Source organism: Desulfosporosinus sp. I2, from assembly GCF_000960765.1.
Classification (GTDB): domain Bacteria; phylum Bacillota; class Desulfitobacteriia; order Desulfitobacteriales; family Desulfitobacteriaceae; genus Desulfosporosinus.
The window spans coordinates 62886-88626 of sequence record NZ_JYNH01000001.1 but is presented as its reverse complement, the minus strand read 5'-3'; the positions used below and the strand labels follow the sequence as shown (position 1 = coordinate 88626).

17 protein-coding genes, 1 pseudogene and 1 other annotated feature are annotated in these 25741 nt (G+C 43.4%); of the genes and pseudogenes, 10 read left to right on the top strand and 8 right to left on the bottom strand.

All coding sequences use genetic code 11. From position 1 onward, the window contains the following. Window positions 1–82: 82 nt before the first annotated feature. The gene (locus UF75_RS00365; RefSeq protein WP_045572610.1) at window positions 83–1042 is read right to left on the bottom strand and encodes a phosphodiester glycosidase family protein; all 960 of its coding nucleotides are present in this window, start codon (window positions 1040–1042) and stop codon (window positions 83–85) included. A 206-nt stretch (window positions 1043–1248) separates the two neighbouring features. Next, window positions 1249–1480: a binding site (T-box leader), on the top strand. A gap of 68 nt (window positions 1481–1548) precedes the next feature. Here UF75_RS00365 and ileS point away from each other — a divergent pair. Further along, complete coding sequence (ileS, locus tag UF75_RS00360) at window positions 1549–4650, top strand: isoleucine--tRNA ligase (protein ID WP_045572609.1); 3102 nt, start codon at window positions 1549–1551, stop codon at window positions 4648–4650. 126 nt (window positions 4651–4776) lie between these two features. On the opposite strand, the gene UF75_RS00355 is transcribed toward ileS, so the two are convergent. The 4 genes from UF75_RS00355 to UF75_RS00340 all read right to left on the bottom strand — a co-directional run bounded on the left by UF75_RS00355 (window position 4777) and on the right by UF75_RS00340 (window position 9317). Then, the gene (locus tag UF75_RS00355; protein WP_045572608.1) at window positions 4777–6030 is read right to left on the bottom strand and encodes an FAD-dependent oxidoreductase; all 1254 of its coding nucleotides are present in this window, start codon (window positions 6028–6030) and stop codon (window positions 4777–4779) included. Window positions 6031–6045: 15 nt separating this feature from the next. Next, window positions 6046–7953, bottom strand: coding sequence for an anaerobic carbon-monoxide dehydrogenase catalytic subunit (gene cooS / locus UF75_RS00350; protein WP_045572607.1), 1908 nt, complete (start codon window positions 7951–7953; stop codon window positions 6046–6048). 2 nt (window positions 7954–7955) lie between these two features. Then, window positions 7956–8450, bottom strand: coding sequence for a 4Fe-4S dicluster domain-containing protein (locus UF75_RS00345; protein WP_045572606.1), 495 nt, complete (start codon window positions 8448–8450; stop codon window positions 7956–7958). 228 nt (window positions 8451–8678) lie between these two features. Beyond that, a complete protein-coding gene (locus UF75_RS00340) occupies window positions 8679–9317 on the bottom strand; it encodes a Crp/Fnr family transcriptional regulator (protein ID WP_242860049.1) in 639 nt (212 codons plus the stop codon). Between the two features lie 492 nt (window positions 9318–9809). On the opposite strand from UF75_RS00340, the gene UF75_RS00335 reads away from it, so the two are divergent. Continuing rightward, window positions 9810–13418, top strand: coding sequence for an EAL domain-containing protein (locus UF75_RS00335; protein WP_207642465.1), 3609 nt, complete (start codon window positions 9810–9812; stop codon window positions 13416–13418). A gap of 140 nt (window positions 13419–13558) precedes the next feature. Here UF75_RS00335 and UF75_RS00330 read toward each other — a convergent pair whose 3' ends face one another. Then, window positions 13559–14785: a trypsin-like peptidase domain-containing protein gene (locus UF75_RS00330; protein WP_082074946.1), complete on the bottom strand. Its 1227-nt coding sequence runs from the start codon at window positions 14783–14785 to the stop codon at window positions 13559–13561. 320 nt (window positions 14786–15105) lie between these two features. Here UF75_RS00330 and UF75_RS00325 point away from each other — a divergent pair, with 320 nt between their 5' ends. From UF75_RS00325 to UF75_RS00310, 5 genes and pseudogenes are all read left to right on the top strand, one after another. Continuing rightward, window positions 15106–15816 carry an HAD family phosphatase gene (locus UF75_RS00325; RefSeq protein WP_045572604.1) on the top strand — a complete coding sequence of 237 codons (711 nt, stop codon included), beginning with the start codon at window positions 15106–15108 and terminating at the stop codon, window positions 15814–15816. 45 nt (window positions 15817–15861) lie between these two features. Continuing rightward, complete coding sequence (locus UF75_RS26705; protein WP_082074945.1) at window positions 15862–16086, top strand: isocitrate/isopropylmalate family dehydrogenase; 225 nt, start codon at window positions 15862–15864, stop codon at window positions 16084–16086. Window positions 16087–16189: 103 nt separating this feature from the next. After that, window positions 16190–16852, top strand: a pseudogene (locus tag UF75_RS00320) (diaminopimelate decarboxylase); the annotation flags it as partial. Between the two features lie 103 nt (window positions 16853–16955). After that, entirely contained in the window at window positions 16956–17480 is a 525-nt protein-coding gene (locus tag UF75_RS00315) for a YfiT family bacillithiol transferase (protein ID WP_045572603.1), read from the top strand. A gap of 200 nt (window positions 17481–17680) precedes the next feature. Beyond that, on the top strand, window positions 17681–19267 hold the full coding sequence (locus UF75_RS00310) for a substrate-binding domain-containing protein (protein WP_045572602.1): 1587 nt from the start codon (window positions 17681–17683) through the stop codon (window positions 19265–19267). Window positions 19268–19374: 107 nt separating this feature from the next. On the opposite strand, the gene UF75_RS00305 is transcribed toward UF75_RS00310, so the two are convergent. After that, window positions 19375–19884 carry a flavin reductase gene (locus UF75_RS00305; RefSeq protein WP_045572601.1) on the bottom strand — a complete coding sequence of 170 codons (510 nt, stop codon included), beginning with the start codon at window positions 19882–19884 and terminating at the stop codon, window positions 19375–19377. 305 nt (window positions 19885–20189) lie between these two features. Between UF75_RS00305 and UF75_RS00300 the strand changes: the two genes are divergently transcribed. Together UF75_RS00300 and UF75_RS00295 are read left to right on the top strand one after the other, a co-directional pair. After that, window positions 20190–20879, top strand: coding sequence for an ElyC/SanA/YdcF family protein (locus tag UF75_RS00300; RefSeq protein ID WP_045572600.1), 690 nt, complete (start codon window positions 20190–20192; stop codon window positions 20877–20879). A gap of 61 nt (window positions 20880–20940) precedes the next feature. After that, window positions 20941–22956: a molybdopterin-dependent oxidoreductase gene (locus tag UF75_RS00295; protein ID WP_045572599.1), complete on the top strand. Its 2016-nt coding sequence runs from the start codon at window positions 20941–20943 to the stop codon at window positions 22954–22956. On the opposite strand, the gene UF75_RS00290 is transcribed toward UF75_RS00295, so the two are convergent. Then, a complete protein-coding gene (locus UF75_RS00290) occupies window positions 22953–24227 on the bottom strand; it encodes a solute carrier family 23 protein (protein ID WP_045572598.1) in 1275 nt (424 codons plus the stop codon). The genes UF75_RS00295 and UF75_RS00290 overlap by 4 nt on opposite strands. Before the next feature lie 180 nt (window positions 24228–24407). Between UF75_RS00290 and UF75_RS00285 the strand changes: the two genes are divergently transcribed. Next, the gene (locus UF75_RS00285; protein WP_045572597.1) at window positions 24408–25691 is read left to right on the top strand and encodes a glycoside hydrolase family 18 protein; all 1284 of its coding nucleotides are present in this window, start codon (window positions 24408–24410) and stop codon (window positions 25689–25691) included. The last annotated feature ends 50 nt before the right edge of the window (window positions 25692–25741 follow it).

Genomic DNA, 25741 nt, shown 5'->3' with positions numbered 1-25741 from the left:
AATATGTAATCTAATAGATCATATAGGGGTATTAATCCCAAATGCAAGGTGTATTATGAATTAATTACGAAAGTTTATAGAGCTAAGGGGTCACTATAAAAGCTGTTGGAATATAACGTTCCCCGAAAACGCTACTCGGCCGATTTGTGACTATCCCTTGATCAACGAAAATAGAGGAAGATCCGCCATCGAGATTGACGGCATTCACCGCCTGGTAATTAATAAAGACATTCATCAGGTCCCGTAAGGTCGCTCCAATACTCCAAGTAGGTTGACGTCCGTCGATGACAACAAAAATGACTGTTCCATCCGCCTTTTGACCAATTCCTGTTCGGGGTGCAATTCCCCAACCGCCGTCTCCCAAAATTTCAGGCTTGCCATCTTTAATAAGATTAGGACCAAAGGTAACGGCTTCGAGAATATGGTTCGCTTCCAATTGAGTGGCTGTCATACTCCCGATAATCAGTTTTCCTTGGTCATTAAATCCGACAATATTGACCGCTCGATTTCCCACATTGTTGTGGACTAATTTTCCGTTCTGTACGGTTAAACCATCTGGGAAAGCTCCGTTTCCTTTACCATCCGGGTCATAGAAGCCTCCGGCATTAATTCCGGCAACAGCCCCTAGATTCTTGACCATTTGGCTGGCCTGTTCTCCCGAAACACCCATTTTTTTGGTAACGGCCAATTTGACTCGTTTAGGGTCTTTGATCAGCATCACTTTGCCTTTATAGCTTGGACCTTGGATATCTTCAATGGTGATTTCTGAACCTGTATCTATAACATTGGAGTGTGTTATCGACTGTCCGGCGCTAGTTTGTTGAGAAGTATTGACGTTCATAAGCCGATCTATTTCTGCTTGGGACAGAAAGATTTTAACAACCTGAGGATGTCTGGATGTGTAGACCGACCCAACCGCCACGGTTTTAAGGGCTTGGAAAGGTCCCCAAAACACTATAAAGGGAGCCAGTATTGCTGCGAATGTTAGATTAAAGCCCAAAAATGCTAAAAACATTTGTATTCTTTTAACCCTTGTTTTCATATAAACCTCTTGAATTCTTTAATATTAAGTGAGTTGGTATAATCATATCATCATATTGAAACAGTATAAAGCCCAGTGAAAGAGGCCGGCCTAAGGGGCAGGTCTCAATGGAGAACAACTTTCTTGGACTCTTGACAATGTTTGAGCAACTGGAATATGATAATTGATATAGGGTTTAATCGTTTGGGATATTGGGCAAAATTTTGATAACAACTATGAAAAGGATAGTAATAAAGGACTTGGTTTTTATAGAGACATAATCCTAGGCTGAAAGATTATGACGAAGGTTTTTTATGAAGATCCCCTTGGAGTTGGGCAGCTGAAATAATCTTAAGCTGTTCCGTAGGTATACGTTACATGCTTTAAGCGATTAATGGATTGTTTATTTGAGCTGTCCATTAATAAAAAGGGTGGTACCGCGGATAATCCGTCCCTAAGTCATTGACTTAGGGACTTTTGATGTTATTAACTCGACGTTAGTAATACAACACGAAAGGAAGATGATTATGTCTAACTTCAAGCCGCTATCGGATCTGTTGGTAGCTAAAAAGGAAAGCGAGCTAGCAGATTTCTGGGTCGATAATGAGATATTGGATAAAAGCATAGAAATTAGGGAAGGTAAAACACCCTTCATATTCTACGAAGGCCCTCCCACAGCTAACGGCAAACCGGGAATTCACCATGTCATAGCTAGAACTTTGAAGGATTCAGTTTGCCGCTATAAAAGTATGCAAGGTTATCAGGTCAAACGCAAGGCCGGTTGGGATACTCATGGTCTGCCTGTAGAAATTGAAGTGGAGAAGCAGCTCAAACTTTCTAGCAAACAGGAGATTGAGGCCTATGGAATTGCTGACTTCAATCAAAAATGTCGAGAATCTGTGTTCAGCTATGAGAAGCAATGGCGAGAAATGACTAAGCGAATGGGGTATTCCATCGATTTGGATCATCCTTATGTTACGCTAGATAATGATTATATTGAAAGTGTCTGGTGGATCCTTGATCAATTTTTTAAACAAGGTTTGATCTATGAAGGCCACAAGATCCTTCCTTATTGCTCGCGCTGCGGAACGGGATTGGCTTCTCACGAAGTGGCCCAGGGCTATAAGGAGATAAAAACCAATACTGTGATTGTAAAGTTTAAGAAAAAGGATGCTGAAGAATACTTTCTGGTTTGGACCACAACGCCCTGGACGCTGCCATCGAACGTGGCGCTGACCGTGAATCCTCAAGAAATATACTTCAAGGTTAGGCAAAATAATGAGATCTACTATGTGTCTAAGACTTTGGCACATAAAGTGTTGGGTGAAGAGTTTGAGGTTCTGGAAGAAATTCAGGGAAAAGCCCTGGAATTTGTGGAATACGAACAGTTGATGCCGTTTGTAAAACCAGATAAGAAGGCCTTTTTCGTGACGGTCGGTGATTATGTAACCACTGAGGATGGGACAGGAATTGTTCATACCGCTCCAGCCTTCGGGGAGGACGATTATAACACGGGGCGCAGGTACAATCTACCAGTGCTTCAGCCTGTCGATGAAACCGGGAAATTTGTGAGCACACCATGGGCAGGGAACTTTGTCATCGATGCGGATTTAGATATTATCAAGTGGTTGCATGGAGAAGCAAAATTATTTAAAAAAGAAAAGATGGAGCATAACTATCCTCACTGCTGGAGATGTCAGACCCCACTTCTGTATTATGCTAAACCAAGCTGGTACATCGAAGTCACTAAATTCAAAGATAAATTGGTGGAGAATAATAGCCGTGTCGAGTGGTATCCTGATTATGTCGGAGAAAAAAGGTTTGGCAACTGGTTGGAAAATGCCAATGACTGGGCTTTATCTAGAAGCCGATATTGGGGAACGCCGCTTAATATCTGGAGATGTGATTGCGGACACACGACATCCATAGGTTCTCGAAAAGAACTTGTAGATAATGCCTTGGAAACGCTGGATGAAACGATTGAATTGCATCGGCCCTTTGTGGACGATATTCACATTAAATGCGCAAAATGTGGCGCAGCAATGACCAGGGTGAAAGATGTCATTGATTGCTGGTTTGACAGTGGCTCGATGCCTTTTGCCCAACATCACTATCCGTTTGAAAATAGCGAGAATTTTGATCAACTCTTTCCCGCCGATTACATCTGTGAAGGGATTGACCAGACAAGAGGATGGTTCTATTCTCTACTTGTGATATCAACCTTTATCAAGGGAGTCGCTCCCTATAAACGAGTGTTAGTTAATGATTTGATCCTCGATAAGGACGGGCATAAGATGTCTAAGTCCAAAGGAAATACAGTCGATCCCTTTGAACTGTTTGATCAATATGGAGCGGACGCTTTAAGATGGTATTTACTCTATGTTTCTCCAGCCTGGACTCCTACTAAATTTGATATTGAAGGGCTCAAGGAAGTACAGAGTAAATTTTTCAGTACGCTGAGAAACGTGTATGCTTTCTTTTCACTGTATGCCACTACCGATAAGCTTGACCCCCGAGATTTCTTGATTGTTTATCAAGATAGACCTGAACTTGATCGCTGGGTACTATCAAAATATAACAGCCTTCTCAAAGAGGTTGAGTCAGATCTGAGTGCCTTTGATCTGACTAAAACAGTCAGAAAGATACAGGAGTTTGTCAATGAGGATCTTTCGAATTGGTATATAAGACGTTCACGCAGACGCTTCTGGGGTAACGAGCTTACGGATGACAAGAAAGCGGTTAACAATACGACCTATGAAATACTTGTGGGAGTATCTAAGCTTGTGGCTCCTTTTGCACCTTATATTTCTGAAGAACTCTATCGAAGCTTGACCGATGAGCTATCAGTTCATCTAGCAGATTACCCGGTCGCCGATTCAGAGATGATTGATGGTGGGTTGGAAACCAGAATGGATCTGGTCAGAAATTTAGTGGGTCTAGGTCGAGCGGCAAGGGAACAGGTGAAAATCAAGGTACGACAGCCTATCCAGCAGATATTGATTGACGGCAAATATGAACAGTTGATAGACTACATGCTTCCTTTAATCCAAGAGGAGCTTAACGTTAAACGGGTTGTGTTTGCCAAGGATTTAAGCCAGTATATGAACTTTAGCTTAAAGCCTAATTTCAAAGTGGCTGGTTCTGTCTTTGGATCTAAAGTAAAGTCCTTAGGCAAAGTACTGGCAGCCCTTGACGCTTCTTCCGTTGTGCCGAGATTAGAAGCTGGAGAAACAATTTCGATTGATGTAGAGGGTGAACTTGTAGATCTAGTTAAGGACTATGTAATCACCACTATCGCTGCCAAAGAAGGCTTTACAATGACTGTGGAGGACAATTTATTCGTAATACTTGATACAACGCTGACCAAAGAGCTGATTGATGAAGGATATGCCAGAGAGTTTGTCTCCAAAGTACAGCAAATGAGAAAATATAATGGCTATGAAATGATGGACAGAATTAAAATCTACTTTAATGGAGATAAGGAAATAGCTGAGGCCGTCGAACTTTATGAAGATTATATTAAACAAGAGACTCTAGCAGATTATATAGAGAGAATCAATGACGCTGGCCTGGAAAAGCAGAACCTTAATGGGCATGAGACAGGCTTGCAACTTGAAAAACTATCATAATGTAAGGTTAATTGCCATCTATGACCACAAAATAATTCAAGGTAGATGTATCTCTTCATATGAACTATAAATCAAAAAACAAGGCTGGAGGAAATATCATCCAGCCTTGTTTCGAGTATAAGAAGTTTACTTCATCATTCCTACAGCCAGGGTTCCTCTTTTTCCCATAGTTAAATTCTTTTGGTCTTGTGTCAGGGGCCGACCTGCTTTCACCAAGGCTGTCAATACCCCGCATTGAGATGTATCCCCAACAAGTACAAAGCCTTTTAGGATGTTCCCTTGCCAAAGTAGATTGCGATAAATAGGTATATCTTTAACTATTTTTAGGCTTTCTTCTTGGTCCCAATCCCCCTGACCCTTTTTCTCTGGGAGTTTCGTGATTCCAGCAGACATGGCTGAGAGGCCAAAGAAGTCCACGGAGTTTAGGCCTAGAGATCCTGGATAAATTTCTTTTCCACCGCACATATTTGCTCCAGCAATTCTGCCTTGGGCTGTAGCATTTGGCCAAGTGGCGTTTACGGCGAACTTCTGGCGAACAAGGTCCCAGGTTTCAGCAATATCCCCAGCCGCATAAATATGGGGAAGATTAGTGGCTAAAGAGGAATCTACCTGAAGACCCTGACCCATCTTGAAACCGACATTTTTTAATTCTCCTAGGTTTGGACGTACCCCCTTGCCAACAAGTACTAAATCAGCGTCAAGTTCTGTTTTAGTTGCGATTAAAACGCCTTGAACATGGTTTTTTCCGGTGATTGCCTCAACCTCCGTCCGTAAGAGAAATCTCAGTCCATTCGCTTCTAAATGCCCCTGAATTAAGCCGGCTGCTCTTTCATCAAGCATTTGGGAGAGGATCTGATTGGAAGAGATCAAAACGGTAACCTCAAGCCCACGCCTTTTTAAGGCATAAGCACTCTTCAGGCTGACCAAACCCCCTCCGATGATGACTGCCTTTTGCGCTCCCCGCTCCAAGACATCATTAATAGCTAAAGCATCTTTCATGGTGCGCAGGGTAAAAACCTCTGGAAGGTTTCCGCCCAGGATCGTGAGTTTATTAGCTGAAGCACCCATGGCAAGTAAAAGCTTGCTATACTCCCACTCGCGTCCATCAGCACTTTGAACCCGTTGACTTGTTGGATCTATGCCAGTAATCTCGACTCCGTAGACAATGGTTAGATTTAGTTTTTCAGCGAAATCGACATTGCGCAAGTAAAGGCGGGAAACAGGGATATCCCCTGCTAAGAAATACGTGGTTAGACAACGAGAGTAACTCTCTTCTTGTTCAGCCGTGAGGACGATAATTTCTGACTGGGTGTCGTGCCTTCGGATTTCTTCAACCGCAAACAGCCCTGCCGCGCTATTGCCTATAACGATATACCTCATAATTTCTTCCTTCCCTTAATTAGGAAGTCCGAGCTTTTTCCGTTTCGCTCGAATATCCTCAAGAAGTCCAAGAGCCGCTTTTTGGGGATCTGTTTCTACATAGAATTTTCCCCCAATCACATCACTTAGTCCTGCGGTCAGTAATTCAGTCACCGCTTTACTTCCCAGCACGGGAGGAACAACGCCCAGGTGAGTAGTGAGCCCCATGGTCACAGCCCAAGTTCCGATACTTAAGGCTTTTTCATGTTGAAGTTCTGGAGCACTTGCCGCCACAGGCAATAATGCCGAATCAACCTGCAAATAATGAGCGATAGCTGTGACCAAATCCCCAATCCTAGAATTGTCGACACAGCTACCCATATGCAGGACAGGGGGAAGTGGGGCACCAAGACCAGCCGCTTGCCCAATCGCGGTCAGGACTGCTTTCAAACCTTCTCCGGCATAGGTCTCCGTACCTTCAGAATTCATCATACCAGCCTTAGCTAAGGCGTGAGCGGAACATCCTGTAGCGACCACCAAGACGTTATTTTTAAGGAGTTCCTTCACTAATTCTACATGATTGAGATCTTGAGTCACTTTGACATTGTTGCAGCCCACGGTCGCCACAACCCCTAGGATATTACCATTGACAATATTATCGATCAGAGGCTTCAGGGGTTGGACAGGGTCTACTGTTGAGAGTGCTCCGATGATGGCTTCCACACTAAATCCCGCCATAATCTTACGTTTATAATTCGGAATTTTGATTTTCTTGCTGTCCCTCCGTCCATAAGCAGCTATCGACCTTCGGACAATTTCCTGAGCTGCTTGATCCGCGTTTTCTAAAGTAAATGGAACGTGGGTAGTTCCTGGAATTTTGACGATCGGCATAGTAGTGATGATCTCTGTATGGTAACAAGAAGCCACTTGAGCTAAAGAAGGCATAATACATTGTACGTCGACAACCATAGCATCGACGGCTCCGGTGACGATGGCCAATTCTTGGGCTAAGAAGTTAGTAACCAGCGGAATCCCTTTGCGCATTAAGACTTCATTACCGGAACAACAGATTCCAGACACTAAAATTCCGCTGGCTCCGGCTAAGCGTGCTTCAGCTTGGAGTTGGCCAGCCCAAAAGACAATTTTCTCAGATAGTAAGGGAACATGACCATGTACGATAAGATTAACCGAGTCTTCCTTGAGAACCCCTAAATTAGCTTCGGTGACTACCGGCGTAGGGGTCCCAAAAAGGATATCTTGCATGTCTGTCGCCAGTTTCAGACCAGAATAGCCATCTACTAGCCCTTGTTTAGCGGTCGATAGGACTAGATTCACTGGGTCAGCATCCATCCCCATCGTTGTCTGATGCATTGCTTCACGGATTTCTCGATCGGGATTGCGAGGGAGAATTCCAAGGCTCTCCCAAACGGCAATTCTCTCTTTAGGCGCATTGACCATCAACCATTGTACAGGCTTCTTACTATGGTTAGCGAGATCGGCATATGCAACTTCAACAACCTCGATAGCGAGGTCCGCTTTGCTTTTGCCAGAGATCTCTAAACCTAATCCCTTGGCCACCTGGTGTAATTTTTTTTCGTCTGCGATGTTATAATTGATTTCTCCTTTGGCTGCCAACTCTAAAGCCTCAACAGCCTCGTAAGCATGGTCTACATGGGCTGCTGCTCCGCCAGCCACTTGCCTAAGTAAATTTCGAGCTACAATCGTATCCGCGCTGGCTCCGCAAATCCCCGTTTTAGGCCCATTGCCAAAGGGATCAATTCGACAGGGACCTTGAACACAATGTCGGCAACAGATTCCTAAAGTTCCAAAACCACATTGGGGCTGTTGGGCTTCATATCGATCCCAAACAGTTTCTACTCCATCTAAGGCCGCTTTGGGCAATAATTCTAATACGGCAGGATCAATTGATTTATGAGATTTCATAGTTAGTTGACTCCCTTCATTTGGTTTAAGAAGGTTTGCCTTCCGCTGTGGGCAAACTCAAGAACCTCAACAAATTCCAAAACCTTTGTCGGACAGGCAGCCACACAGGCCGGATCATAATCTAAGTCCTGACAACGGTCACACTTGGCAACTTTGTGGGTCGTCGAAATTTCGGCAATTACTCCAAATGGGCAGACCATAACGCACATCATGCATCCTACACACTTTTGTTCATCAACTTGAATTAACCCTGTGTTCGAGTCGAACTGCATAGCCCCACTCATACAGGCATGAACACAAGGAGAATCTAAACATTGCCGACATTGCAAGGGGAAATTGAGCTCCCCATTAGACTCAACAAAGATCCGTTTTTGCGGTGGTTTGAGTTCCTGAATTGCCTCGAACAGGTTCTTGCTGGTTGAGTGAGCAACTGCACAAGCTAGCTCACAGCTCTTACAGCCGAGGCAATGTTCGCTTCTGGCCAGAATCTGTCTCAAATTTATCCCTCCTTAAAATTTTTTTGACTGTACTTATCCATTAAATTATTAAAATATTCTATTTTTTTCAATCGGCTTGCCGACATTGCTCTGCAAGTATGAAAATTTATCGCGGATTTTTGCTTCACTGGGAAACAACATACTTATACCCGTGAAATTTTTAGACAACAAAAAAGCGCAGTTATACTGCGCAAAAAATGTAATGTATTATAGTTTAGTTTTCTCAGATTATAGTTTATCGATGAGCATCTCCCAATTTAGCACAGAAAGTTTGCCACGTTTTACGATCACAATTCCTTGGCGTTCCCAGCGTTTAAGGATCTCATTGACCGTTTGACGAGTTGTCCCACTCAGAGCAGCAAATTGTTCGTGGGTAAAGTCCAGAAAATAAGGTAGATTGGTTCGTTGGTTGGCTTTTGGCTGTCCTTCACGCAGGATAACATGAGCTAAGCGCACAGAGACTTCCCGAAAAGCTAAGTCGAGGATGACATCATTGGTTTCTTTTAAGATGTTTCCCAACAAACGGATCAAGCGCAAGCTAAGTTCAGGACTTTCTCCGAGCATCGGTCGAAAATTGTCCATACCAAGATAATAGACAACTGAATTCTCGAGCGCTGTGGCAAAGGCTAAAGAGTGAACACTATAGACTTCTCCAGAGGAAAGGCAAGCGACTGTAAATTCCTTGCCATCTTCTGATAAATACGAAATTTTAATACGGCCTGTTCGGATAAAGTAGATTGGTTCCGAGCAGTCTGATGGAAACTCTAGAATTTGACGCTTAGTAAAGCTTCGCTCTCTAAAGTACCTCTCCCACTGAGTTAAAAGCTCTGGTGAAAGACCTTGAAACAGCGGAAATTGTTCCAACATAGAAGACATCTACATCACATTCCTTTAGAGATAGGTGTTCAGAACAAGTGGTCTCCGTTCTTGTTTAAGGATACCATAATTTGGGGGAGGCGTCACTTTCAATTTGTTTTCAAATTTCAATAGCAAACCCATCATACCATTTTCGATGGTACTATAGGGGTTCCCTTGGACAAAAGAAGTTTGTTGATGTACACACGTTAAATGGAAAACACGGATTTAGTGATCCGTTTTCGAATCGTTACAACGAGAAATCGCAACAGATCGCTCAGGATCTAGTAGATAGGTTTTTGATAATGCAGTTGTCATATCCTCTAAGGCGTTTTTGACAATAATCAGGATATTTTTCATGGAAAGGGAGGAGTATATTAGAATTTGCCGAATATTAGGACTTAGGCAAAGGTGAGATATCATTTCTAAACATTATTGACGTTCTGTGAAAGGAGCCATTTCATGCCACCCTCGCACAAGTCTATCTCTCCGAGAAAAATATGTTTGCTTTATATTTTATTAAGCGGATTATGGTTTTTAGGTTTAGAATGGGTGAACTATTATTTGGCTTGGGATTATGAATTGCTTCTCCGTATTTCAACGTTTAAAGTCTGGTTTTTCCTTTTGTTTACGGTCGTATTCTTTTACTATTTTATGGGCCTAACTTGGCACGCTCTTGAAGCTACCCATCAGGAAATGATCACGACGATAGAAAAGCAGCACCGCCAAATTGAGGCTGGTAAACGGCAAGAAGGATTTTATCAACGTATATATGACAGTGTAACCGAAGGTGTGATTTTACAACACGTCTCCGGCCAATTTTTCAACGCGAATTCTGCGGCATGTGATCTACTCGAAACCTCTTTATCCGAAATGGAGAAACTCGAATTTTCAACCCAAGTTACTTCATGGACGGATAATCGGGGAGAGCCTTTTAGCTGGAAAGCTCATACTTCAAACGTGTTAGCAGGGGCCCAAGAGCGAGAGGGAATAACAAACACGTTAAAACGATTTGAACCTGATCAACGTTGGCTACATCTCAACAGTGTCTTGATTCGCAATGCTCAGGGTGAACCGAGCTGGGTGGTCACAACATTGAGTGATATCAGTATGCGAAAATACAGTGAATTACAGGAAATCATTCTCTATGGTATCACACAGCGCATCCTTACGGAGCAACCGCTAAGCGTTATCTTCCAATATCTCTGTGATGAATTGGTAAACTCCGTTGGTTATCCTGTTGCTGCAGTTGGGTTGAAAATGCCGGAAGGTTCTGTCGCTATTGTGGCTCAAGCGGGTGTGAGTAAAAAGTATATAAGCACTCTTAAAATACGTTGGGACGACACCCCTGAGGGAAAAGGTGCAGTGGGTGAAGCTATCCGTAGTGGAAAGCCACAAGTGCAGACACTAATCAACAACCCACAGTTTAAACCTTGGTGGGCCTTTTATGAAGCCTTAAATCTGCAGTCGATAGCCACTTTCCCTCTGTGGGCACATGGACAATGCTTGGGGGCAATAGCTTTATATACGCATCTTCCCGATTATTTCAACTTAGTGCGAATTGAGCGACTGCAATCCTTAGCAGAACAGATTACCATAGCTCTTCTGGCTCATGAAGATCGAAGTCAACTTCAAATTCAACTTACCGCCCTTTCAGCCGCTGCTGATGCGATCGTCCTTACGGATCGAACGGGTAGGCTTCGCTGGGCTAATCCTGCCTTCACTCAGCTTACGGGTTACTCATTTGAAGAGGTTCAGGGTCAAAACCTGCGTTTTCTTCAATCCGGCTATCAGGATAGCTCCTTTTATAGGAAAATGTGGGAGACGATTCTTGATGGTAAAACATGGCGAGGTGAAATGATTAACCGCCATGCGCAGGGCACACTTTACCGCGAAAAAATGACGCTCACCCCTGTGCAAGCGGATGGGGAAGAAATTACTCATTTTATTGCAATTATTCGGGATGTTAGCAAACAATTTGCGACTCACAAAGCGTTACGGGATAGCGAAGAACGCTATGAGGAAATGTTCGAAAACATGAGTAATGCGGTGGCGGTTTTTCAATTTTCAGAAGACGAAGAAGTCTTTTACTGTAAAGCCTTCAATAGGGCTGCTGAACAGATTGAAAAGCTGCCTCGTAGTCAAGTGTTGGGACAACCTCTCGATCGATTTTTCTCAAATCATGAATCGTTAGAGGTTCTTAAGGTTTTTCTTCACGTCTTCCGAACAGGTGAAGCTTCTCATTTCCCAGCTACTTACTACCATAACGATTACATCAGTGGGTGGAGGGAAGGCTTTATCTACAAGCTATCCACGCGTGAAGTGGTCGCCATCTATGAAGATGTGACTAGACGAAAACAAGATGAAGAAACTCTTTGGTTGGAAAAAGAACGTGCTCAGATTACACTGGCCTCCATCGGGGATGCTGTAATTACGACCGATGTGCTGGCAAAAATCACGTATCTCAATCCTGTTGCTGAAAGGTTGACAGGTTGGACGAATAGGCGCGCTAAGGATTTGCCACTTTTGAGAGTGTTTAATATTGTCAATGAAAATACGGGCAAAGCGGTTGTTAACCCGGTCGCTGAATGCCTTCGAGAAAAGCGTATTGTAGCATTGGCCAATCATACGGCTCTTACCCATCGGGATGGACATACTATTTCGATTGAAGATTCGGCGGCACCGATCTTTGACCGGGAAGGAGATGTCATTGGGGCGGTGCTTGTTTTTCACGATGTTAGTGACAAACGTGCTCTCGTACACCAGCTTTCTCATCAAGCCCATCATGACGCGCTAACAGGCTTACCGAATCGAATCTTATTTAAAGATCGCGCAAACCAAGCCATTGCCCAAGCACATCGACATCAGACCCACGTTGCGTTGCTTTTTCTCGATCTGGATCGGTTCAAACTCATCAATGATACGCTCGGGCATACGGTAGGGGATCTGCTTTTACAGGCTACCGGAGAGCGACTCAGTGCCTGCTTACGGGAAGGGGATACAGTTTCTCGGCAGGGGGGAGATGAATTCCTTATTCTGTTGCCCGAAATGCACTCGGAAGACCAAGTGGCACAGGTGGCCCAAAAACTTGTAAATGTGTTTACAACACCCTTTTTCCTGCTTGAACAGGAGGTCTATATCACAGCAAGTTTAGGCATTGTCCTCTTTCCTACAGACGGAGAGGATATCGAAACATTGATCAAACATGCTGATACCGCCATGTACCATGCTAAAGAGGAAGGTCGGAATCGTTATCAGTTTTATACGTTAGCTTTCAATCAAGCCCTTTCCGAGCGTTTGGCTTTACAAAATGATTTGCGGAGAGCTCTGGTATGTGAGGAATTTCTGCTCTATTATCAACCTCAGTATCGACTTAGTGACGATCAAATGTGTGGTATGGAAGCCTTAGTGCGCTGGCAACATCCGGAAAGGGGGCTTCTTTTGCCAAGAGAATTCATTTCAATTGCTGAAGAAAGCGGGCTCATTTTACCACTCGGAGAATGGGTCTTGCGCAGCGCTTGCCGACAGAACAAACTCTGGCAAGAGATGGGCTATCCTCCTGTACGTGTCGCTGTTAACCTATCCGCACGTCAGTTTCGGCAAGCAAATTTGGTCAGCCAGATTGCCCAGATTCTCAGGGAAACGGGGTTAGATCCCCAGTGGCTTGAGTTGGAAATCACGGAAAGCATCAGTATGGAAAATTCGTCCTTCACTCTGACCATGCTTCAAGAACTCAAAAGGATGGGAATCCATCTCTCAGTGGACGATTTTGGCACAGGTTTTTCTTCACTGAGCTATTTAAGCCAATTTTCTCTAGACACTTTAAAAATTGATCGTTCGTTTGTTAAGGCACTTTCTACCCGGTCAGACGAAAGAGAAAGCGGAAATGAGATCGTAACGACCATTATTCAACTCGCTCATAATTTGGGTCTTCGAGTCATCGCTGAAGGGGTAGAAACCGAAGCCCAGTTAGATTTTCTCCGCTCCCAAGGGTGCGCTGAAGTGCAAGGATACTTATTTGCTAGACCGGTTTCGGCTGAAGATCTGGTTTTTTATTTAATTGAGATTAGTCATCACTTAAAGAAAGAGAGTTGCTATAATGGTGCAGTTTAGCACAATCTTTAGTGAGAGTAAAGAATCATGAACGGATCAAGAACCCAGACTTAGATGGATTACCTTCTTAGCCTGGGTTCTTACAATCCTAAAATGGAACTTTCAAGTTGGCTGAGGACCAGAGATTTGATGGTCTTAAATTAAGTTGAAGATATTTCTCCTAGCGTCACCTCAACCTGCTTGGTTTGTCCATCCCGAATATAGGTTATGGTTACTTTGTCTCCAACCTTATTTTTATAGAGTTCGCGAATTAGATCAGAGGAATTTTGCACGGCACCCGCGTTAATCTTGGTGATGACATCTCCCTTTTTAAGTCCGGCTTTAGCGGCGGGACCGTTCACTGTAACTGATGAAATGTAGGCCCCTTGGGGCTTATTATTATCTTTAGCGTAAGTGTTATATTGATCATCCGTGCTCACTAATAGGGCCGGATGTTTGGCTACACCTGAAGTGATCAGCTGTTGAAGTGTTGGCATGGCATCTGAAATTGGAATAGAGAAGCCCATTCCTTCAAAGCCTGTTTCTGCGTATTTTGCCGAGTTAATGCCAATGACCTGTCCGAGATAATTGACAAGCGGTCCGCCACTATTGCCGGGATTTATGGCTGCATCAGTCTGAATGAGATTGTAACTGGCTTCACCTTGAAGATTTAAGCTGCGATTGGTTGCAGAGATGACCCCTGTGGTTACGGAACGTGCAAATTCGTTCCCGCCGGGATTTCCAATAGCAACCACTGGTTCGCCAACTTCCACCTTTGAAGAATCCCCTAGCTTAACTGCAGTAAGATTCTTGGTATCTGAAATCTGTAAGACGGCAAGATCTGTGCGTGGATCTGCACCGATTACTTTCGCATCAAGATTGCGTCCATCACTTAAACTGACCGTGAGTTTTTGAGCACCTTCGACCACGTGATTATTCGTGGCAATATAGCCTTTTGCAGCATCAATAATAAAACCAGAGCCGCTTCCAGCTTCTTGGAGACTGGAGCTTCCCGAAAAACTACGACCGGATTGGAAATTAGAAACACCAACAACGGCTGGACCAACATTCTTAGCAATTTGGGCTACCGGGAAATTGGTTTCAGAGGCAGTAGGATTCGAAACCTGGGTAAACGAGGAATTAGCTGTTTGCGGGAGAGGGGATGCGTTAGTAGGATAGATATAGGGGAAGGAGGCAGCTGTAGTGAGACCACCGATGACTGCGCTAATTAAACAGAGGCTGGCATAGGCAATAACTTTTCTCTTTGGTTTAGGCTGGGCGATAGGTTGTTCGGTAGTTGGTATTATTTTGATTTCCTTTTTTATGTCGTCTACGTTATCTGAAGCGGTATTATTGTCATTGAGTATTGAACGAATTTCCTCTTCCATAATTATTTGCCCCTTTTCGTGTTAGATTTATGATCCCTAGGATTTTGCCATACTTATGCGTGAATCATTTTGGGTTCTTTTCATCGGACTAAGTGGCCACTTCCATAAGGATATCTGAAATATGTTAAGGTAAAAGGTGCAAATTGTGAAAGTTTATTGTGGTAGAAGTCGAGATTCTGTGAAATAGAGAGGCGAACCAATGAATAATTTCATGGCTGATGATAGAAGGAATAGATATATTTTTAGAGAATTGTATAGTTGAGGGAAAATATGGGTTATAAGGGTTATGATTAAGTGTAGTTCATTGGGAGGTTTTCGTAATGCACCTTGTGATTTTTGATTTTGATGGCACAATCCATCTTGAAGAAACCCCCCGTATCTTCTTGCGGGTCCTAAGTCAAGACCAAGGGATGCGCAAAAAGATTCGTAAGTTCTATATTTCAATGTCTTGGGTATACATATTGTATCGCTTTGGACTATGTCGTCAATTAGCGATTAGGCGAGTTTTAAGCGGCATAGTAAAAATGATGTGTGGGATGAGTGAGACTCAAATAGATGGCTTTTTTAAGCAATGTTTAGAGTTGGCAAGAGAAAGTTTCAGTCCTATATCCCTTAGTCGGCTAAAGGCTCACCTGGAGTCAAATGATCAAATTTTGCTTCTCTCGGGTGCCTTCTCGCAGTTTATTGCTTTGGTAGCCAGAGATCTGGGTATGAATTCTTGGCTTGGGACCGAGATTGAAATAATAGACGGTGTTTGTACAGGACAAATAACCTCTATTATGAATGGACCCTCAAAGGTACAGGCCCTAAGAACGTTTCTGCAGAAACAAACGGAGGCAGGGGTGATTTTTGACATGGGCGAAGCTTATGCTTATGCTGATTCAATTTATGATCTACCACTGTTAATGCTTTGTGGACACCCTGTGGCCGTTAATCCTGACCAAGAGCTTCTAAAAGAAGCTAAACTAAGAGGGTGGGAAATAATCTGGGATGGCGCCTGTCAGTTAAAGGGTAAGAAAATAAAGAATTAAGGAGAAAAACTATGCGTAATTATAAAATAGCCAGTTTGTCAGGATATCAAGGGGAAGGGGATCGCCAATCCCTTAGGAGCGGTTTGGGCTGCCATGATGCTATTGGAGCATCATGGAGAAAACTCGCTTGCTAGCCTTGTCATGAAAGCTATTGAAGATCAGGTTGCCGAACGAAACATTCGCACGCCTGATTTAGGTGGCGGTTCAACGACATGGGAGGTGGGAGATGATCTTGAGCAGAGGATTAGAAAGATGACAAGAATGGTTTGATTTAAGTGCCATAGACTAGACGTGAGTACTCCCATAGCACTTGGGATGGGGGATAAGTATTCTAATTATTACGCAACAAAAGGACAGCATCGCTGTCCTTTACACTATAGAAAATGAATATTATCCTGTACTTGCTAGAATGTTGTTTGAAACAGCGGTTGTTTTAAACCGAGAAACGGGAGTGCATATTGCTTTTATCAATCTTTCGGGGGGCATTGGTATTCCATATCATCCAGAGCAGCAGCCAGCTGACATTTTTGCTATCGGTGAGGGTGTTCGCAAGGCCTATGAGGATATTCTCGTTCCTGCAGGAATGGGCGATGTTGCGATATACACTGAGCTTGGACGATTTATGTTGGGGCCCTACGGCTGCCTTGCTACAACTGTAATCCACGAAAAGCACATCTACAAGGAGTATATTGGAGTCGACGCTTGCGCTGCCAATCTCATGCGTCCCGCAATGTACGGTGCCTATCATCATGTTACTGTTATGGGTAAAGAAGATGAGCCATGCAGCCATAAATATGATATTACCGGCGGTCTGTGTGAGAATAACGACAAATTTGCAATTGATCGTATGCTACCTGAAATTAAGCTTGGCGACTTAATTGTAATTCATGACACTGGTGCACATGGCTTTGCGATGGGTTATAACTACAACGGTAAACTGCGGTCTGCTGAAGTTTTGTTAAAAGAGGACGGTTCAACTGAATTAATACGCCGCGCAGAAACACCGGCCGATTATTTTGCAACGTTTAAATTTTAGGTTTATTAACTTAGAAGGTAACTCTAATGGGAGGAATCGGTTATATTTCATCGAATCTTGATAAGTAACGACATGTCAGAAGAGGAGAAGGGGGAGAACGTTTGTGGAGGATTTACGATATCCAATTGGGACGTTTGATTTTGAAAAAGAGGTCCAGGAAAAACAAATTAATTTTTTAATAGACCAAATAGAAGCGCTACCTGAGTTGTTAATTAGGGCTGTCGAAAAATTAACGGATGAACAGCTTGACTCTCCCTATAGACCAGGCAGTTGGACTAATCGCCAGTTAATCCATCACATAGCGGATGCTCATATGAATGCTTATATTAGAGTTAAGCTGGCCATGACAGAGGATAAACCCACCATCAAGCCTTATGATGAAGTGCTGTGGGCTGAACTAAATGACTCTCAGTTACCTGTTGAACTATCCACAAAACTTCTTGAAGGATTGCATAAACGCTTGGTCGTTCTACTGAGGTCGTTATCGTCGTCGGGTCTTGAGAGGGAGTTAATTCACCCGGATGTTGGGCTATTAACGATTAAGAAGTTAATTGACCTTTATGCATGGCACGGAAATCATCATTTGGCGCAGATTACTGCGGGCATAAGTAGAATGACGTCAAAATAATAAAAACAAGGCTGGAAGCGGATACTTTCAGCCTTGTTTTTATTTCAATGAAATACTCTTGAAATACTAAGAGCACTATAGGAGGACTAGACTAGAATTTGCCGAATTGTAAGGTTATAAGGGATAGGGTGAATCGAGATTAAGTAGATTAAGTAGTCGTAGTTATTAGAGTAGTTAATAGAGAGCAGGGGTGTTAAACGATGAAATCAAATAAAGGGTATCTGGGAACCTCATTGGCAACCCAGATGATCCTTCTTCCGTTCTTACTTACTATAGGGATGCTCCTTGTTTCGTCAATTACAGATGGGCTAAGGTTATACGAACTGGGCAAGGATGCTAAAAATTTAATTCTTTTAGGGGTAGCCTTTTTAGGTTCAGCTTTCATAGGGATATGTGTCGGCTATATTTTTGCGAGGCTGTCTAAGTATAAGCCCGACTCGGCTAAGGAAAGGTATCTCCCTGCCCTTGTGCCAATTATCTATGCTTTGGTGTTTGCAATTCTGGCACTATCACTTTCCAACGGAAATCTTAATTCTGGCTGGTGGGGAGTGTATGCTCTCAAGAACCCTATGTTATTGATCTTTGACATTGGTCTTTCCTTATCAGGATTACCTTTCATCATACCTGTGGCAGAGCTTATGGCGTATATTGGGTTTCTAGCGGGGATTGTTCTATTTGAGTGGACAGCGAAGACCGCGGTAAGTAGCCCTCTATCAAGAAACTTTAAAGCGGTCTTGGTCCTGCTTTGTATTTCTCTCCTTGCTTTTTCTGGGATCACAACAAGAAAGATTATTGATAATGGTATGACAGAACTGCTTTATGGGAAGTCAACGGTCGGGAGTGAGTTAACGGAATTTGATCTGATGGAAAAAGCGCCGTTCAAGGATAAGAACGGACTCGCCAAGCTTGATAAACCTGCCAGTTTACAATTTACAGAGCTTGATTCCATGCCGCGTCTTGACGGTGCTACAGCCGCCTATCCAGTATATGCGGCGTTTGTTGAAGCGGTCTATAAGGGACTTGGCGACTACTATGGAGCAAATAAGAACAACAACGATAAAGATCTCTATACCGCTTTTGTGGCAAGTCAACAGTTTCCCCTCGATATAGTGAAGTGTTCAAAAACCGGTACAGCCTACAAGAGTTTAATCGAGGGTCAGACTGATATTATCTTTGTTGCGGAGCCGTCAAAAGCTCATGTTGAGGAACTTAAAGCCAAAGGGGATGAGTTTGTTTTAACACCCATCGGGAGTGAGGCGTTTGTCTTTTTCACAAACTCTCAGAATCCAGTTCAGAATCTGAGCATAAAACAGATTCAAGATATCTACTCTGGTAAAATCACCCGCTGGAAAGAAGTTGGTGGATCATGGAGCAAGATATTGCCTTATCAACGTCCTGAAAACTCAGGGAGCCAAACGATCATGCAAAATAAAGTGATGAAAGACATCACGATGTTAGAGCAAACCAAGGAAACCTATGCAGGGGGTATGGGCGAAATGATTAGTCAGGTTGCAAGCTATAAAAATGCTAAGAACTCCTTAGGGTATTCATTTATGTATTACTCAAGCGAGATGATAAAAAACAATCAGATTAAATATATAGCAATCGATGGGGTTAAACCGACCCCCGAAACGGTCCGAAATAAAACTTATCCCTTTACGGTTCCTGTTTATGCAGTAACTTTGAAATCGAATCAGAAGGAGAATGTCAGTCGATTTATTCAATGGATATTATCCGAGGAGGGACAAGGTTTAGTGGAAAAAACCGGATACGTGCCTGCAAAATAGAACGATATAGAAGTTGATACTGTTATACAGGAGAAGACAACAAAAGTAGAAGCCATTATCTTTGAACACTAATCGGAGATATTGGCTTCTACTTTTCGTAGGGCTCGTTACTCTTTAACAAGAATATTTGTGATCTCAGCAATGTATAAGGTATGATGATCAATATCTGGATACCATTTTTCGTTCAGTTCTGGAGAAATAAAACACTCTGGCTTTAGTTTTTGGGCATACAATTTATGGCAGAAGATTACGATATTTCCCTCTTCAAAATAAGGCGTATTGCTTGTATGGAGGACGGTCAAATTCGATTTTTGAATTTTATCTTCGTCCCTGCCTGATACAGTGCCTAGATAACTCAATTGCTTTTTGAAACTGTCAGCAAAAAAGGTAAGTGAAAATGTGTCGGAGTTATCTATAAACTCCTTGGTGTAGCGTTGTGGACGGATCACGATATAGGCTACATTTTTGCCCCACATTACCCCAAGGCCACCCCAAGAGGCAGTCATCGTGTTAACCGTTCCGTCTTTTTCTGCGGCAATCAGCATCCAATCCTTTCCTATAAGCTTAAAAGGACTATGCTCAAATTGCTCTGGTTTAACTTCTTTAAAATTAGACATCGCCAAATCTCCTTTTTATAAATTTTATTATACAAAGATAGCTATTACAATTATAATTTAGATATGTAATAAAGCATAGTATTTGTTCAGGCTAATTATGATATGCACAAGAGTATAGAAGGGGATAGAATCGGATTATTTTTTAAACGAAAACATCAATTTGAGCTTGTGTTGGGTATTATTATTAAACCAATGCTGGAGTGGTTAAACCAATGCTGGAGTGGAACACCGATATTTGTTAGTCTTGTATAAGTTGGTAAAAATGTAGTATATTTTACAGAAATAACAGTTATGGAAGGTGTGCAATGGTTAAGTTAGTATCCTTTAAGAAGCGCCTTAAACAGGTGATGCTGATCCCAGTGCTATTATTGATTCTGGCTAGTACCTCTATGCTTGTGATTAATCAGGCCGTTGAGTCTGTGGGTAGAAACTACATCGTTAACTCAGACGAAGTGCCTAACGCTGATGCGATTCTCGTCTTAGGAGCTTATGTCTTTCCCAACGGAACAGTGTCGACCATGCTCAACGATCGATTAACGACTGGATATGAACTTTACGAGCAAGGGAAGGCCCCTAAGCTAATCGTGAGTGGAGATCATGGACGGAAAGATTACGATGAAGTTAATTCTATGAAGAGTTTTTTAAAAGACAAAGGGGTACCGAATCAAGATGTCTTTATGGATCATGCTGGGTTTAGCACGTATGAGAGTTTGTATAGAGCAAGAGATATCTTTGAAGTGAAGAAGGTAATCATTGTTACTCAGGAGTATCATCTCATGAGAGCAGTTTATGTTGCTAGGGCATTAGGGATGGAAGCGTATGGTGTTGCTGCTGACAGACGGGATTATGGACAAGCTATGAAGATGTATAAGATCAGAGAAATTGCTGCAAGGAACAAGGATTTTGTGTGGACAAACATTATTAAACCGAAACCGACGTTTCTGGGAGATACAATACCGGTTATGGGTGACGGCAAGGCAACCGATGATAAATAATATTGAATGCAATGTAATTTAGGTATTGCGATCAGAACTATGACAGAAGAGGGAGTGTACCATGAATCCTGAACTAAAACGGTCTGTCTGCCCCTACGATTGTCCGGATGCGTGTGGGCTGCTAGTCGAAGTTGTTGATGGTCAAGCAGTGAAGGTAATGGGGGATCCGGAACATCCTTTTACTAAAGGAACTCTATGTCCTAAAATGGTGCATTATGAACGGACTGTTCATTCTCCTCAGAGGTTAACCCAACCTCTACTACGCATCGGAGAAAAAGGAACAGGCCAGTATAAACCCATTAGTTGGGACGAAGGAATTCAAGTCATTGTCGATCGTTGGAAAGGGATTATGGCTCAATATGGTGCGGAAGCGATTTTGCCGTATTCTTATGCAGGGACAATGGGTACAGTCCAACGCAATTGTGGAGAGGGGTTTTTCCACCGCTTAGGCGCTTCCAGATTGGCTCGCACTATTTGCTCTTCTTCAAAGGGCTATGGTTGGGCGTCAGTCATGGGGGATACCCTGGCACCACACCCGGATGAAGTGGGAAAAAGCGATTTTATTCTTTTGTGGGGTACGAACGCCTTAGCGACTAACATCCATTTACTGAATAAGGTTCGTGAAGCGAAAAAAAGGGGTGCCTCTATTTGGCTGATTGACACCTATGAAAATCCTACGGCGCGGATGGTTGATCAGGTCGTATTAGTACGACCGGGGACTGACGGCGCTTTGGCTCTCGGCATCATGCACATTCTAGTTCGCGAAGGCTTGATAGATCAGGCGTTTATGGACAGGTTTGTCCAAGGATTTGAGCAGCTCCGCAAGGAAGTTCTGCCCAATTATCCTCCGGATAAAGTAAGTCAAATTACAGGGATCGAAGTTAAGTTGCTTGAAGAAATGGCGGTTCATTATGGCAAATCTTATGCGCCTTTTATCGTCTTGGGATCGGGGCTTTGCCGATATGGCAACGGGGCAATGACGGTTCGCACGATTACCTGTCTGCCCGCATTGGTCGGAGCTTGGGGCAAACCAGGGGGTGGACTGCTCGCTAGTATTTCCACAGGTATGGCATTTCATTCAGAGCGAGTCACGCGCAATGATTTATTAAAAGAACCAACCAGAGTTGTGAATATGAATCAGCTTGGTTACGCACTGACGGAATTATCAAATCCCCCGATTATGGGTATGTACGTCTATCACGCTAACCCAGCCGTCGTTGCCCCTGACCAAACGATGATCCTTAAAGGACTTAGGCGAGAGGACTTATTCACGGTTGTTCATGAACGATTTATGACGGATACCGCTCGCTATGCCGATATCATCTTGCCGGCCACAAGTTCCTTAGAGCATGCGGATATTTACCGTTCCTATGGGCATTATGGCATCCAGAAAGCAGCTGCTGTAATTCCTCCAGTTGGTGAAGCTAAGTCGAACTGGGAGGTTTTTCAGTTGCTTGCTCAAGCTATAGGTTTTGAAGAGGACTTTTTTCAGCAAACAACCGATGACCTTATTCATCAACTCGTTGACCCACCAACTCCTTGGCTAGAAGGGGTTGACATGGCAAAACTCCATGCAGGCCGTCTCGTCGAACTCTCTCTACCCGAAGATTATAAAACAACCTTTCTTACTCCATCTGGTAAAATCGAACTCTATAATCCCACGGAGGCTGAGCCGTTGCCGCGCTATTTTGAGCCTTATGGGGATGATGCCCCCTTTTATCTGATGAGCGCACCTAGTTTGTACTCGTTGAATTCATCGTTTAATGAACGCCCTGATTTACTACGGAAGAAGGAAGCCGCTTACCTCCAAATGAACCCCAAAGATGCTGAAACTAAGAATTTGCTCGAAGGTCAGAAAGTGATCGCCTTTAATGAACGAGGTGAGGTACCGTTTATCCTCAAGTTAACGATGACCGTTCCCCAGGGAGTCGTTGTAACTGAAGGTCTGTTTTCGATGGAAACTATGTCAAGAGATAGTACGGTCAATGCCCTTACCTCCCAACGTTTAACGGATAGAGCTGCAGGAAGTACTCTTTATGATGTCAAAGTGGATGTCCGATTATGGGAGAGTATTTAACGTTTTTGGCGGAACACCAAGTGTTCCATGATCAACACTGCGATCACCCCGACCACAAAGCCATTGCCTAATATAGGTTTTAGAATAGGGGGGAAGGTGTTAAGAACTGCCGGGGGCAAGTAGGATATGATAACACCTAGGAGCATAGGCAGTCCAATAATTAGCCCATATTCAAATTTATATTTCTGGCTCAAAGCGACCTGAAGACCACCCGCGATCTGGGAGCACATCAGGTAAATCATGGAACTGCCAATCACGACAGAAGGGATACTGCCTAAAACTGCGATGGTTTTTGGTAGGAAGGATAAAGCCAAAAGCCCTAGGCTTGCGGGAATCAAGGTATATCTAGAGGCTGCTCCGCTGGCGATAATGACTCCTGGACTGAAGGAGAAATTGACAGAACCGATGACCCCTAGGAACCCAGATAGTACATTGATTAATCCAGTCACTGTGACCCCTCTAGTAATCCGTTTTTCTATATCATCCGGTTTGAGAAGTTCATCAACCGCTTGAATGGAGCCGAGATCGTTGACCGAGAGCGCAAGAAAACAAATCATAAAGGAGAGGAAGACACCCGAATCGAAAACGAAAGAAGGTGTTAGGCCTTTCCAAAAGGGGGCAACTGCCGGAAGGTTGTAAGTCGGAAGAGGGGATTGGGGGAAAAGAAGGATGTAAGCTAACGTTCCACTGATTACAGCCCAAAAGATGAGTGTCGATTTCCACAAACCCCGTAAATACTTTGCTGCGATAAACATGCTGAGTACCATCACCAAGGAGAAACATAGGTTAGCAAAGGAACTGGCCTGTGTGGTTGGAGTGGTAATTAAGTTAAGAATCATCGGTGTAAGGGTAAGGGCAACTAGAATCAAGATGACGGCTACAACGGTTGAAGTGAAGAGTTTCTTAAGATGGGCGAATAATCCAGTAATACTGACAGCGGTTAATATTAGGCCACCTAGAAAAATTGAAGTATAGACCGCCTCGAGACTGCTCTTTCCTCCAGCCGAAATCCCAACCAAAAATACCGTCGCTGGTCCGAAGATTATTGGAAGGCGGTGGCCCCAGATCACCTGCGAAAATAAGGCAACGGCCACTACAAATAATAGCCGTTGAATATAGACTACTTGTTGGCCAATCCCGCTGGGATGAAGGCTTGTTACTGCTGTCCCCATAATAAGTATAATGGGAATTATAATGGCCAGCCACTGCAGACCAAATAACAGGAGATGCCCCACAGGGGGAATTTCATCAAGATTATATTTAAAGTTCATTAAGTATCACCTAGCCTATCCGATAACTTCAAAATCCTAACTAATTATAGCCTAAATCCTGATTATGTACAGGTTTGGCGGCAAAACATTTGCATCTCCAATTTTTTCTGAGGCGCGATAACTACTCTCTGAACATAAATTAACAGAAGAGATTTGCTTGCTTAGAAGAGGAGGATATTTATGCAAATACATGTCGTAAGCCCTGGAGATACTCTTGTTAAAATTGCTCAAGCTTATAGTATTTCTGTTCAGGAGATTGCGGTTGCCAATCAGGTTCCGGATCGCAATCGGTTGGTCGTTGGGCAAACCTTAGTGATACCTATTAACGGCCAATACCACTGGATTAGGGCGGGAGAAAGCTTATGGAGTATTAGTCGTCGCTATGGAGTATCGGTTGAGGAGATTGTCCGAATTAATAAGATCCCAAATCCTAATCATCTTCCGGTTGGGTTACGCTTATACTTACCCCAGAAAGCGAAGCAAATAGTCGAAACAAATGCCTATATCGATCCTAGAATGACTAGAACCCGATCTGCTACAGCGGTTGATAAAGTAGGAGAGCACCTAACTTACCTTGCCATTTTCAGCTATGCCGTCGATCGGGAAGGAAATCTTACCCCAGTTGAAGATCAGCTGCCGTTGAGCGCCGCTTTTAAGGATAAAGTTTCCCCTCTTTTGGTTTTAACCAATTTTGAGGGTGGCCAATTCCGTAAAGAAATTGCCACAGCGATTTTGACAAACGAAGCGTTGCAAGATCGCGTGCTCAATCGAGCCCTTCAAATTATGGCTGAGAAGGGATACCGAGGTCTTGATTTTGACTTTGAGTATCTAGGGGCAGAGAACCGGGAACGATATGTGCTTTTTTTAAGAAAAGCACGACAATTATTAAAAGCTCATGGGTATTTCATTTCCACAGCTTTGGCACCAAAGTATCGAGCTGAACAACGAGGAGTTCTCTATGAGGGTCACGATTATAAAGCCATTGGTCAAGTTGTCGATTTCATCTTCTTGATGACCTACGAATGGGGATGGTCCGGAGGGGAACCGATGGCTGTATCCCCAATAGCACAGATGCGAAGCGTTATGCGTTATGCTGTATCCGTCGTGCCAAAACAAAAGGTCATGATGGGGATGCCCCTGTATGGCTATGACTGGACCCTCCCATATGTGCCCGGGGGCAAATTTGCCAAATCTGTTAGTCCTCAACGAGCTTTGGAGCTTGCTATTCGTTATGGTGTAAGCATCCGCTATGATAAGACCTCACAAGCTCCGTGGTTTAGATATACGGATGCGCAGGGCAAACGGCATGAAGTCTGGTTTGAAGATGCTCGCAGTGTGCAGGCTAAATTTGATATAGTCAAGGAGTTAGGGATTCGAGGGTTCTTCTATTGGGTATTGGGAAATGATTTTCCTCAGAACTGGCTTCTGATTGAAGATAACTTTGTGGTACGTAAACTAACCTAGGAAAAGCTCAACGAAGGCTGAGTACGGGGTATCACTCCCACTTAAAGATG